We start from the raw sequence: 12631 nt of genomic DNA, 5'->3' as shown, positions 1-12631 counted from the left end.
ACCCGTATAGGTGGATTGTCAGGAAAGAAAGGAAAACAGGACCATCACCACTACGGCTCCGAACAGGCCAGCACCGAAAATCAGCTTTCCGGCCAACATGGCGACATCTTTTTCGGCGCGGGGGAGCCGCAGGTAGTTCAGGCTCAGGTTGAGCAGGTACACCAGTATGGTGAGCAGAAAGCTGATGAACCAGAAGGCTGAAAAGCGAAAGATGAAGTCGTTGGAAAGGTAGCCCTGCTGGTAGGGGCTGTAGCGCAACTCGTGCGCAAAGAAAAGGTACGCGAGCAGAACCAGCGAAAATCCGAAAGCACCCAACACCACACTATTCAACACACGCAGGTTTCTCATCGTATACGCTGCCCCTTCCTTGAATCAATAATTGAGATAATCCTGTGCATCCTGCTTGATGGCCTCCCTTGGCAAGCCGTCCTTCACGCCCATGGAGATTTTACGGACCAGTACCCCCACAATGGCTTTCTTGAAACCGAGCTTGGAGGCCATGTGGATACAGAACTCCATCTCGTTCTCATCCACGATGCCGTCGGCTAGCATCATCTCCACCAGGTCGTATATCTGGTCGAAGCGCTCTGAGTCGTTGGAGGGCAGTTGGGGCTTGGCATCATTCACCTGGGAGAGCAGGTTGCGTACCTCGCTCGCCTTCATCCCATGCTTCTTTCCGATGCCAATGATGAAATCCATTTCGGAAGGGTCCACGTGCCCATCTATTTTGGCCAAGGCGCCGAGGTTGGTGATGTGGCTCTTAAGCTTTTTTACTTCTTCACTTTCGAAAAAACCAAACATACAACTCCCTTTTAATGGTGTAGGTAAATCTTAACAGTATCATAACGACACAGCAGCCCAAAGCCTTGTCTGATGCACTTATTTTTGCATAAGATTTTTCAGAACATCCGTTTGTTCCCCTGTCCGTATGCATGGCACAGGATAGTGCTCCTACATACGGTTTCTGCTATCTTGTTAGTTATAGTTTTGTATTCTTTTTTTATTTCCGCTTACTTTAGCATTTACGCGCCCACAGGCGGTTTGATATAAGTGTACAGGAAAGTCAGATGCGCAGAAGCCCGTGGTGCGTAACCAGTGATACATTAAAAAATACTCACACCTATGAAAAAAATCGGTGTTTTTACATCAGGAGGCGACTCTCCGGGAATGAATGCGTGCATACGCGCCATCGTGCGAACGGCTGTTTACCATGGCATAGAGATATACGGCATCAGAAGAGGCTACAACGGCATGATTAAAGGCGACATCTTCAAAATGGAGTCGCAGACGGTGAGCAATATCATACAGAAGGGCGGGACCATCCTCAAATCGGCCAGAAGCAAGGAGTTCACGACCAGGGAAGGGCGGCAGGCCGCCTATGAGCAGTTGAAGCAGCACGGCATCGAGGGATTGGTGGCCATTGGTGGCGACGGCACCTTCACGGGCGCCAACATCTTTTTCGAGGAGTATGGCATACCCACCGTTGGTGCGCCGGGCACCATCGACAACGACCTCTACGGCACCGACTATACCATTGGCTACGATACGGCCGTGAACACGGCGCTGGATGCCATTGACAAGATACGGGACACGGCCGACAGCCACGAACGGGTGTTCTTTGTAGAGGTGATGGGCCGCGACTCCGGTTACATCGCCATACCTTGCGCCATAGGCGGCGGCGCTGAAATCGTGATGATTCCGGAGACGGATACTTCCATCGACTATGTGATAGATACGCTGAAAGCTGGCTGGAACCGCTCCAAGACCTCTTTCATTGTGATTGTGGCCGAAGGCGACGAAGAAGGAAGCGCAACCGATATAGCTGCTAAGGTATCGAGCCTGATACCCAACATGGATGCCCGCGTTACCATACTGGGGCACGTGCAGCGTGGGGGCGCCCCAACGGCAGCCGACCGCATGCTGGCCAGCCAACTGGGCATCGCCTGCGTGGAGGGACTGATGGCTGGCCATAAGAATGAGATGGCTGGCATTATCAACAGCCAGCTTGTATACACACCTTTCATCGAGACCATCACAAAGCAGAAGCTCATTAACCCGAACTTCACCCGGATGGTGGATATCCTGTCGGTATAGCATCTAAATGCACAAAGCAGCGCAGGCTGGCAGTTCCAAACTGCCAGCCTGCGCTGCTTTGTGCCAAGCTCATTGTTTCGCCTCGTTCATGCTGCTGTCGATGAAAGAGACTATCTCCTCCCACTGCTGGGGGTGGAACCAGGTATAGTCAGGGAATTTGTGAAACCAGGTGAGCTGCCGTTTGGCGTAGCGGCGGCTGTTGCGCTTGAGCAGCCGCACGGCTTCTTCCCAATCGTACTTCCCTTCCAGGTAATCGAAAATCTCTTTGTAGCCTACCGTTTGGAGGGCATTGTGGTGCCGGTGCGGGTATAGCGCCTCGGCTTCCTGCAGGAGCCCCTGCGCCAGCATCAGGTCCATGCGCTGGTCAATGCGGCGGTAAAGCTCCTCCCGGTCCCGGTTCAGGCCAATCTTGATGATGCGGAATGGCCGCTCGCGCTGCTCCTGCTTCCGAAACGAAGAATACGGCTGCCCGCTGGAGTGGCAGACCTCCAGCGCCCGAATGATGCGTTGCGGATTGGCCTGGTCCACGCGAGCATAGTACTGCGGGTCGGCCTGCTGCAGCTGCTCCAGTAACGGGGCCAGCCCCTGCTGCCGGTAAGTGTCCTCCAGTTGCTGCCGTATGGTCGGGTCAGTCTCGGGCATCTCGTCCATCCCTTCGCTCACGGCGCGCACGTACAGGCCCGAGCCGCCCGTCAGAATGACCGCATCCTTCCCTTTGAACAATTCTTGCAGCAGGTTGAGGGCGTTCTGCTCGTAGGCGCCTGCGTTGTAGGGCTCGGTGATATGGTGGGAATCGATGAAGTAGTGCCGCACTCCCTGTTGCTCCTCCTCCGTGGGCTTGGCTGTGCCGATACTCATCTCCTTGAAGAACTGCCGTGAGTCGGCTGAGAGAATGTCGGTCTGGTAATGCTGGGCCAGGCGCACGCACAAGTCCGTCTTGCCTACGGCCGTCGGCCCTACCACCACTATCAAGAATTTGCATGCATCAGGGGGAGCCATAGGTATAGCGTTTGGGTTGGTTCTACAGAAAAAGGCCTCTGACGCCACACGAAGAGCCTTTTTAGAGGAGCTGGTGCAAAATACCGCCAGAAAACAGCACAAATTAAAAGCCTTTCTTGTTAATCGGGAAGTAAAGTGCGTCCAGCATTCATTTTTTTACTAAATTATCGGTTTCAACCTGCGCCTGAGGTAAGAGCAACAGGCCGATTCGTCTGATAGTCCAGACACTAAACCAAGACATTCAAATGCCTATTATACCAAGTCGTCCTACTACCGAAAACCTTACGACACAGGCTAACAGCCTTTTGCAGGTGCTGACGCAGCTGTTCCCTGCCAATACAGGTATACTGGTGGCTTCGCAGAGCGGCGAACTTTTGGCTGCCAACGGGGAAGCGTCAGGTTTGCTCCGCTTGTCGCTAGAGGAGACAGAGCTGAGCATACGTCCGCTGCTCAGCCTGGAGGAAGAGGAGGATTTCATCGCTTTCCGCCACGAACTGCTCCAGAACAACAAGCTGGACGGCAAGCTGAGGGGCCCGTCCATGCGGCCGTATACCTACAGCTGCCAGCAAGTGCTGTTTCAGGACTATACCTTCCTGTGCCTCGAAGTGCCCGGCATGGTGTTGCACACCGCAGAAGACGCCTCCTCCAGCGACGACAGTTACCACAACGTGTTCGACGACAGCACGGAGCCGCTCTTCATCCTGGACCAGGAGGGCAACTTCATTGACATCAACCGCAGCGGCCTGGAACTGATAGACCAGCAGAAGCACAACCTGATAGGCAAATCCATTTTCCGCAACTTCGACCTGAACCTGTTTGAGCGCGTGGCCCTGCGCAACCAGCTGAAGAACACCCTGCATGGCGAGCCCCAGAAGTTTGAGTGGTGGCTCCATGAGCGGGACCAGGAGTTGTTGCCGGTAGAGATATCGCTGCGCCGCGGCACGTTCCATGGCGAGGTGGTGATTTTCGGCTCTGCCAAGAACCTGTATGAGGCGGTGGGAGCCGAGCGCAATGTGCGCTTCCGAAACCACCAGCTCGAGTTTGTGAACCACCTCATCACCAACCTTTCGGCCACCGGCAGCCGGGAAGATGTGCTGCGCTATACCTTGGACGAGCTGCTGGAGAAAAGCGACGTGGTGGGCGGAGCCGTGTACAGTTTTGATGCTTCGCACCAGAAGGTATACCTCTCCCACTCGGCAGGCAGCCGGCTCGGGGGTACGCTCCCTATGTTCGCGGAATTCTCGCAGGCGCAGGCTGAGCAGCTGCTCCAAGGCGAGCGGCGCAAGGTGCTGCAGGATGTCACTCTGCAGTTGGAGCAGTCGCTAGGCCATCACCTCACCGTGGTTCCCATCACCACTGACTCCAACCTCATCGCGCTGTTGCTGGTTTGGCCGGGGCATGAGTCCAAAATCACCCAATCCTTCGTGGCGCTGCTCGACTTCATAGGCTCAGCCATAGGTAACTACATATCCAAGCACGAGCTGTTGCAGCAACTGTCGCATACCGAAGACAAGTACAAGCTGGTGTTCGAGGCTTCTTATGATGCCATCCTGCTTTTCCGCGATGGCGTGGTGGTGGAGTGCAACGAGAAGGCGCTGCAGTTCTTCCGCTGCAACCGCGAGGATTTGGTAGGCAAGAGCCCGGTAGATTACTCCCCGGAGTTCCAGCCGGACGGCATGCTCTCCACTGAGAAGACGGCCCAGCTTATGGACAAGCTACTGAGAACCGGGAAGCACATCACCGTGGAGTGGAAAAACATCCGCAAAGACGGCACCCCAGTGGATGCGGAGCTGAACCTGAACCGTATCATGATTGACGGGCAGTACCATGTGCTGGCCCTGAAACGCGACATCACGGAGCAGAAGCAGATACAGGTAGCCCGGCGACGGGAAGAAGTGGCGCGTGAGTCCATGGCGCATTTCCGCAGCTTCCTGGAGAAGGTGAACCTCATTTACTACAGCCTTGATACGGAAGGCAACGTGGCCTACGCCAACGATTACTTCCTTAAGTATGTAGAATACACCCGCGAGGAGCTTATCGGGCAGAGTTTCTACGAAATGCTGGTGCCGGAGGAAGACCGCGATAACCGCTTCCGTGATTTTAAGAAGTCGCTGGAGACGAGGCAGCTCAACTCCTATTACGAGCGCGATGTGGTCACGAAGTCTGGCCAGGTGAAGACCATGCGCTGGAATTGCATGTTTGAGTATGGCCCCGAGGGAGAGCTGATAGGTCTGACCAGCGTGGGCAAGGACATGACGGACAAGCGTATCGCCATGGAGGCCCTGAAGGACAACAAGATACGCCTGCAGGACCTGTTCGACAATGCGCACGACCTTATACAGAACATCTCGGTAGACAACAAATTCATCTTCGTGAACCGGGCCTGGAAAGAGCGCCTGGGCTATACCGACCATGACATTGAGTCGCTCACGCTGAACGACATCGTGCACCCCTATTACAAGGCCAAGCTCATCTACCAGCTGCGCAACCTGTACAAGGGCGAGAATGTGAACAAGATGGAGACGGTGTTCCTGACCAAGGCTGGCAAGCCTGTGCACCTGATTGGCTCCATCACCTGCAGCTGGCAGGACGGACGCCCTGTCGCTACCCGTGCTATCCTGCACGACATCACCGACCGCATCAAGGCGGAGCGCCTGCAGAAGGTATACTACAGCATCGCCAACCTGGCCATCAGCAGCAAGGACCTCAACTCGTTGTACAGCGCCATCCACCGCGAGCTGAGCAAAATCATAGAGACGCGCAACATCTACATTGCCCTGTGCGACAATGACCACCGCCACCTGCACTTTGTGTACCTGGTCGACCAGTTCGTGGACAAGGCCGCCAAGGCGCAGGTGCGCCGGCCTTTTTCGGTGGGGCTGTCAGAATACATCATCGAGACGGGCAAGCCGCTCTACATGCAGAAGTCAGAGCTGATGGAGCTGGCCCGGGAGCAGAACTTCACCATACACGGGGCGATGCCGGAGGTAATTCTCTGTTCGCCGCTCGCCATAGGTGACCGCATCATCGGGGTCATCACACTGCAGGACTACCAGGACCCGAACGCCTATGTGCATACCGACATCGAAATCCTGCACTTCATCTCCAACCAGGTGGCCCTGGCCATTGAGCGGAAGCGCAACGAGGAGCAGATAAACATCCAGAACGCGCGCCTAAACGCCATTTTCGAATCAGGCACACACCACATGTGGTCGCTGAACCGCGATTTTGAGCTCACGTCGTTCAACCGCAACTTTGCCCAGGCCTTTGCCGAGCGCAACGGGCGTGAGTTGGAACCCTATGTGCGCATCGATGACGTGTCGATGGTGCATGAGAACTCCTATGATTTCTGGGAGGAGAAGTACCGGAAGGCCTTCACCGGCGTTCCTCAGCACTTTGAGATACACCTAAACAGCCCAGAGAGCTGGCGAGAGGTATACCTGAACCCGATATACCTGGAGGACGGCACCTTCGAGGAGATTTCAGGTATAGCCCTGGACATTACTGACAAGAAGCGCTCGCAGCTGGCACTGGCACAGAGCGAGGTGAAGTTCCGCAGCATTTTCGAGTCGTTTCAGGACGTGTACTACCGCACGACTTTGGACGGAACCATCCAACTGGTCAGCCCATCGGTGCAGAGCCTGCTCGGCTTCCGGGAGGAAGAAATTCTCGGCACATCCTCTGAGCTGTTGTATGCCAACAAGGCTGACCGTGAGGTGCTCAAGCAGCGGGTGCTGGAGTTTGAGAGCACACGTGATTTCGAAGTGGAGATGGTGTGCAAAGACGGTAGCACCAAAACCGTGTTACTCGACGCACGGCTCACCTACAATGACGAAGGCAACCCGGTAGGTTTGGAAGGGGTGCTGCGCGACGTGTCAGAGCTGAAGCGCACGCAGGTGGCCCTACTCAAAGCCAAGGAAGAGGCCGAGAACTCCCTGAAGGTGAAGACCCAGTTCCTGGCTAACATGAGCCACGAACTGCGTACGCCTATGAACGGCATCATCGGCATGATTGAGCTGCTGAGCCAGATTAGCACAGACGAGGAGCAACGCGAGTACATTGACACGCTACGCAAATCCTCGGACGCCCTGCTGGCCATCCTCAACGACATCCTGGACCTCTCCAAGATGCAGGCAGGCAAGCTGGTGCTGCACGAAAACGGCATGGACCTGCACGACACGCTGAACAAGATACACTCCCTGTTCGCAAACCGGGCCCAGCAGAAAGACCTGTACTTCACCTATACCATCACTCCGGAAACGCCACGTTATATACTCACAGATGAGACGCGCTTCCTGCAGGTGCTTTCCAACCTGACCTCCAACGCCATCAAGTTCACAAACGAGGGCGAGGTGAGTATACACGTGGATGCCAAACCGCTGAAGAAGAACGGCGAGTACCAACTCATGATTCGGGTGAAGGACTCAGGTATAGGTATATCAGCCGATGACCAGAAACTTCTGTTCACGGACTTCACGCAGCTGGACAACTCCTCTACCAAGACCTTTGGTGGAACAGGCCTGGGTCTGGCCATCTCCAAACAGCTCACCCACCTGCTGGGCGGCGACATCGGGGTGGAGTCCACACCGGGCAATGGCAGTACCTTCTGGTTCACCATCCGGGTCAGGAAGGCCGACGGCGCAGAGGTAGAGGCTGAGTTGCAGCGCCTGCAGCTGCAGAACGCCGAAGTAGAGGCGCTGGAGTTCGAGCCCTACGTGCTGCTGGTAGACGACAACCAAATAAACCAGAAAGTGGCTTTCAAGCTGCTCGAGCGCCTGGGCTGCCGCACCGAAATCGCCTCCAACGGCTATGAGGCCATCGAACTGGCCCTCAACAACAGCTACGACATGGTGTTCATGGACATACAGATGCCGGAGATGGATGGCGTGACAGCCACCTCCATCATCAAGGAAAAGCTGGGCATAGCCTGCCCGCCGGTGGTGGCCATGACGGCCTATTCCATGCGCGAGGACGCTGAGAAGTTCATGAGCCAGGGTATGGACGACTACATCTCCAAGCCCGTGAAAAGCTCAGACCTCCACAAAGTGATAACCCGCTGGCAACAGAACGGCTGGAAACGGCAGGAAACCGCCCAGGTAGACACCGTTGAGGCAGACGACACGGCCGCAGCCTCGCAACCCATCATTGATGAGCAGATTGTGGAACAGCTCAACCAGATAGGCGGAAGCGACTTTACGAAGCAGCTATACCTGGAATTTGAGGAGGAAGCGGGCGAACTCCTGCAGGAAGCCAAAAAAGACATGGAGGCACAACAATACAAAAGTATTTTAAGTACATTGCATCAGCTTAAGGGAACCGGCTTCACGCTGGGCATAAACCTGATGGCCGAACTGGCCAAGCAGCTGGAGCATGATATCAAACACGACCGTTTCGAGGACGTGGAAGAGAACTTCAGCAGGCTGCTGGAACAATTTGAAAACTACCGTAAAGCTTACAAAGAAATTATTCTATAGTTTATATTCTTATGGCCGATAACAAAACCATACTGATTGCAGAGGACAGCTCTGTGATTCTAAACCTGACGAAGAAGATTCTGGAGCTGCAGAACTACAAGATTCTGACTGCCAAGAACGGCAGCGAAGTAATCAAGCAGGTAGAGAATAACAAGATAGACGCCATCCTGATGGACCTCAACATCCCTATCAAGAACGGCATGGAGTGCTCCAAGGAGATACGCGCGCACAAAGACAAAGCCATCGCTAACATTCCAATCATAGCGGTAACCGGCAACGCCAACAACTACACCATGGAAGACTTCCAGGAAGTGGGCATCAACGAGTACCTGCCTAAGCCATTGGACTTTGACATGCTGGTACAGACAGTAAAGAAGCACACCGGAGAGGCGTAAATGGAACTGAAGTACACGCGGCCTTTTCTAAACAAGCTGGAGGATATTTTTGCGGAGTCGGATTTTGTGCTGCGCTACGAGAAGGGCAATTTCAAAGCGGGCTACTGTGTACTGAAAGACATGAAGGTAGCCGTTGTGAACAAGTACTTCAGCCTGGAAGGGAAAATCAACTGCCTTTACGACATTCTGAGAACCATTTCTGTGGATGAAAGCCTGCTGAGCGACAAGAACAGGCAGCTCTATCTGGACATCCGAAACCAGGAAAAAACCAATTGAGAGTAACGCTTTTAGGCACGGGCACTTCCCAAGGCGTCCCCGTCATCGGGTGCTCCTGTGAAGTGTGCCGTTCTGTTGACTATAGAGACAAGCGGCTACGGGTATCGGTGCATATGCAGGTAGGCGGCAAGAGCATCATCATCGATTCTGGCCCTGATTTTCGCCAGCAGGTGCTGCGCGAGCGGATTCGCACGCTCGATGCCATCGTGTTCACGCACGAGCACAAAGACCACACTGCCGGCCTCGACGACATACGCGCCTACAACTTCTCGCAACACAAGGACATGCCCCTGTATGGGGAAGAGCGGGTGCTGGAGCAGCTCAAGCGGGAGTTTGCCTACATCTTCTCCGGTATACAGTACCCCGGAATCCCCCGCGTGGAACTCCACCCCATCACCGAAGAACCTTTCGAGGTGGAAGGCGTGCCATTTATCCCTATCCGGGTGAAGCACTACAAGCTGCCTGTGCTGGGTTTCCGCGTGGGCGACTTCACCTACATCACCGATGCCAACCATATATCGGAGGAGGAAAAAGAAAAAGTGCGCGGCTCCAAGGTGGTCGTGCTGAACGCGCTGCGCCGGGAGCCGCACATCTCCCACTTCTCACTGCAGGAAGCCGTTGACCTGCTGGAGGACCTCCAGCCCGAAAAGGCCTACCTGACACACATCAGCCACCTGCTGGGCCAGCACCGCGAGGTAGAGCTTACCCTCCCCGACTTCATCCGCTTGGGCTACGACGGCCTGCAGTTTGAGGTATAGCCCTGCTGCTTCCTTGACTTCTTGACAAGTGACGTATTGACAAAAATTCTACCGCATCGTGTGCTCTTATCGGGTTAGTAAAGACGAATCTGGTTGTGACTCTTGATACGATGTGAGCATCTATTGTCCTTCATCACCCAGTCCCTTGCCTATTCAAAACCATGCACCAAAACTATTACTTCCTCCGGCAACTTACTGAGCATCTACGGCCTCGGCTGGTAGGTTCTGAGCTAATCACATGTTTCAGCCAAAACAAAGATGAGCTTATCTTGGGCTTTGCCGCAGCGGAGCAGGAGTTCTACATACGGGCCTTACTCACCTCCCATTTCTCCGCCCTCTCCTTCCCATCAGAATTCAAGCGGGCGCGGGCCAATACCATCAACCTGTTCAACGAACTGCAAGGCCAGGTGGTGCAGGAGGTGGTGCAGCACCTGAATGAGCGTAGCTTCTACCTGAAGTTCAGCAATGATTTTCTGTTGCTTTTCAAGTTGTTTGGTAACCGCTCCAACATCGTGCTGTTCGAGGGCGAGGAGCCGCTGAAAGTGTTTCATAAGAAGTTCGGTGCTGACCTGGAACTGGACCCGCTGCAGATGGACCGACCGCTGCGGCAGAATTTTGAAGCCTTTGCGGCGGCCGAAGGAAACCTCCGGAAGGTATACCCTACCTTCGGCGACCTGCCGGCACTATACCTGGAGAACAAGAGCTACAGCAGCCAACCTTTAGCGCAGAAGTGGGAACTGGTGCAGGACATGCTGGAGATTCTGGAGAACCCCGAGGCTTACTACCTCGTCAAGCTGGCGGGCAAGAAGCGCCTGTCGCTGCTAGAGATGAGCGAAGTGGAGCAGGTATACCCGGACCCGCTGGAGGCTCTGAATGCCTTCACGCGCCTCTACCTCACCGAGACCGGCTTTGAGCGGCAGTACGAACAGACAAAGCAGCAGCTCCTCAAAAGACAAACCGCCACACAGGCTATACTAGAGCAGACGGAAGTGCGGCTACAGGAGCTCCGTCACAACCGCTCCTACTCCCAGGCCGCCGACATCCTGATGGCGAACCTCACCAATATTCCGCCGCGCGCCACGGAGGTGGAGCTCTACGATTTCTACACCGACCATACCCGCACCTTCAAGCTTAAAGCAAATGAAACGCCTCAGAAGCAGGCCGAACGGCTTTACCGCAAAGCCAAAAACCAGCACGTGGAGGTACGACAGCTGGATGAGCGACTAGAACGGAAGTTGGAAGAGGCCATCGTGTTGGAGGATGCCCTGCAGGCGCTGGAAGAGGTGAAAGGTTATAAGCAACTCAAGGCATACCTGAAAGACCACGCTCAGCTGTTAACCACCAGGCAGCAGGCCCAGCAGGAAATCCCTTTCCGCCTGTTCGAGACAGAGGGCTTCAAGATACTGGTGGGCAAAAGCGCTCAGAACAACGACCTGCTTACCCAACGCCATACCTACAAAGACGACCTTTGGCTACACGCTAAGGATGTGTCGGGCTCCCACGTGGTCATCAAGCACCAGGCAGGCAAAACTATACCTAATACCGTACTGGAAAAAGCTGCCCAGCTGGCTGCCTACTACAGCAAGCGCAAAAGCGACTCCCTCTGCCCCGTTCTCTACACCCCTAAGAAGTGGGTGCGGAAACCAAAAGGAGCCCCAGCCGGCGCTGTGGTGGTGGAGCGAGAACAAGTATTACTTGTGAAGCCGGAAAACCCCTTTGAGCGGAAAAATTGAGGTAGGTTACATTATCGGGCCAAGTGACTTGACTAGGTCCAGCCCACACCTTTTCGTCTATCGGAGATAGCCCCTTTCCCCAGGCAGGGAGTTCGCCATTACTGTTGGCTTAGGAATAGAAGCTGTGCTAATTCTTGGCATGGTAGTAAGTGCTGCAAGCTCACACTACCTGGGAGTGACAACCACCTGCACATACTGAAAGCGGCTTTTCCACTGCTGTCATTTCGACGAAAGGAGAAATCTGTTACGCTTCCCACCGCCGGTGCGAGCGCAGCGGGAAACGGCGGTGAAACAGGTGAGTCGGCAACAGTAGGGACTGGCAGAAAGGCGGGTTTGAGCTTACGCTGAACCTGCGGCAAGTAGGGCATGAGATTCCTCCTTTCGTCGGAATGACAGGAGGAGCGGCAAGACGGGAGTAGCATAGGTATGGGAATCAGGAGCTGTCTGTCCAGCAGTCGATATTTAGTAGGTATAGGCTTAACCCCCCTCTTACTCCCCTCAAGGGGAGAGCCTCCACTATAGCAACGGAGCGAAGACACTAGCCAGGTGCACCGATGACGTTTTTTTGTTCGAGCGTTCAGCGAGTTCAAAAGCGTCTTGATTATTTTGCTTACTTTTCTCATCAAGGAGAAAAGTAAGGCCCCGCCGGCTAGGCGAAGCTATGAAACATCACAGCGAGCAAACCGCAGAGACAGCAGCTACAAGTGAAGGGCAAAAGCCCCTAAAAACAAAAAAGCCCCATTCAGTTAAGAACAGAGCTTTTAGAGTGCGCGCGGGGAGATTCGAACTCCCACACCCGAAGGCACCACCCCCTCAAGATGGCGTGTCTACCAATTTCACCACGTGCGCAGGTAATTAGGTCTGCAAAAGTATAGAGCAGTTTCGAGAATTGCAACACTCTA

The 12631-nt window shown here is 54.5% G+C and carries 9 protein-coding genes and 1 tRNA gene; 6 read left to right on the top strand and 4 right to left on the bottom strand.

The window, feature by feature from the left end:
• Positions 1-18: 18 nt before the first annotated feature.
• Entirely contained in the window at positions 19-348 is a 330-nt protein-coding gene (locus B051_RS0115070; protein WP_018479048.1) for a hypothetical protein, read from the bottom strand.
• Positions 349-372: 24 nt separating this feature from the next.
• Entirely contained in the window at positions 373-801 is a 429-nt protein-coding gene (locus tag B051_RS0115065; RefSeq protein WP_018479047.1) for a tellurite resistance TerB family protein, read from the bottom strand.
• A 321-nt stretch (positions 802-1122) separates the two neighbouring features.
• Between B051_RS0115065 and pfkA the strand changes: the two genes are divergently transcribed.
• On the top strand, positions 1123-2094 hold the full coding sequence (gene pfkA / locus B051_RS0115060) for a 6-phosphofructokinase (protein ID WP_026236434.1): 972 nt from the start codon (positions 1123-1125) through the stop codon (positions 2092-2094).
• Between the two features lie 69 nt (positions 2095-2163).
• Here pfkA and miaA read toward each other — a convergent pair whose 3' ends face one another.
• On the bottom strand, positions 2164-3093 hold the full coding sequence (miaA, locus tag B051_RS0115055; protein ID WP_018479045.1) for a tRNA (adenosine(37)-N6)-dimethylallyltransferase MiaA: 930 nt from the start codon (positions 3091-3093) through the stop codon (positions 2164-2166).
• A gap of 245 nt (positions 3094-3338) precedes the next feature.
• Here miaA and B051_RS21395 point away from each other — a divergent pair, with 245 nt between their 5' ends.
• The 5 genes from B051_RS21395 (at position 3339) to B051_RS0115030 (ending at position 11729) form a co-directional block, all read left to right on the top strand.
• Complete coding sequence (locus B051_RS21395; protein ID WP_018479043.1) at positions 3339-8567, top strand: PAS domain S-box protein; 5229 nt, start codon at positions 3339-3341, stop codon at positions 8565-8567.
• An 11-nt stretch (positions 8568-8578) separates the two neighbouring features.
• Positions 8579-8962 carry a response regulator gene (locus B051_RS0115045; RefSeq protein ID WP_018479042.1) on the top strand — a complete coding sequence of 128 codons (384 nt, stop codon included), beginning with the start codon at positions 8579-8581 and terminating at the stop codon, positions 8960-8962.
• Positions 8963-9238, top strand: a complete 276-nt coding sequence (locus B051_RS0115040) for a hypothetical protein (RefSeq protein ID WP_018479041.1) — start codon at positions 8963-8965, stop codon at positions 9236-9238. It abuts the gene before it with no gap.
• Entirely contained in the window at positions 9235-9996 is a 762-nt protein-coding gene (locus B051_RS0115035; RefSeq protein ID WP_026236433.1) for an MBL fold metallo-hydrolase, read from the top strand. Before B051_RS0115040 ends, B051_RS0115035 begins: the two co-directional genes overlap by 4 nt.
• 161 nt (positions 9997-10157) lie before the next feature.
• The gene (locus tag B051_RS0115030) at positions 10158-11729 is read left to right on the top strand and encodes an NFACT RNA binding domain-containing protein (protein WP_018479039.1); all 1572 of its coding nucleotides are present in this window, start codon (positions 10158-10160) and stop codon (positions 11727-11729) included.
• A 767-nt stretch (positions 11730-12496) separates the two neighbouring features.
• Here B051_RS0115030 and B051_RS0115025 read toward each other — a convergent pair.
• Positions 12497-12578, bottom strand: a tRNA-Leu gene (locus B051_RS0115025).
• Positions 12579-12631 lie beyond the last annotated feature (53 nt).

This window comes from Pontibacter roseus DSM 17521 (assembly GCF_000373265.1).
GTDB lineage: Bacteria > Bacteroidota > Bacteroidia > Cytophagales > Hymenobacteraceae > Pontibacter > Pontibacter roseus.
The sequence above is the reverse complement of the archived record's forward strand: the minus strand, read 5'-3'. Positions and strand labels throughout refer to the sequence as shown.

Coding starts and splice junctions, on each gene's coding strand:
- B051_RS0115070 (WP_018479048.1), bottom strand. CDS start 348: ATGAGAAACCTGCGTGTGTTGAATAGTGTGGTGTTGGGTGCTTTCGGA.
- B051_RS0115065 (WP_018479047.1), bottom strand. CDS start 801: ATGTTTGGTTTTTTCGAAAGTGAAGAAGTAAAAAAGCTTAAGAGCCAC.
- pfkA (WP_026236434.1), top strand. CDS start 1,123: ATGAAAAAAATCGGTGTTTTTACATCAGGAGGCGACTCTCCGGGAATG.
- miaA (WP_018479045.1), bottom strand. CDS start 3,093: ATGGCTCCCCCTGATGCATGCAAATTCTTGATAGTGGTGGTAGGGCCG.
- B051_RS21395 (WP_018479043.1), top strand. CDS start 3,339: ATGCCTATTATACCAAGTCGTCCTACTACCGAAAACCTTACGACACAG.
- B051_RS0115045 (WP_018479042.1), top strand. CDS start 8,579: ATGGCCGATAACAAAACCATACTGATTGCAGAGGACAGCTCTGTGATT.
- B051_RS0115040 (WP_018479041.1), top strand. CDS start 8,963: ATGGAACTGAAGTACACGCGGCCTTTTCTAAACAAGCTGGAGGATATT.
- B051_RS0115030 (WP_018479039.1), top strand. CDS start 10,158: ATGCACCAAAACTATTACTTCCTCCGGCAACTTACTGAGCATCTACGG.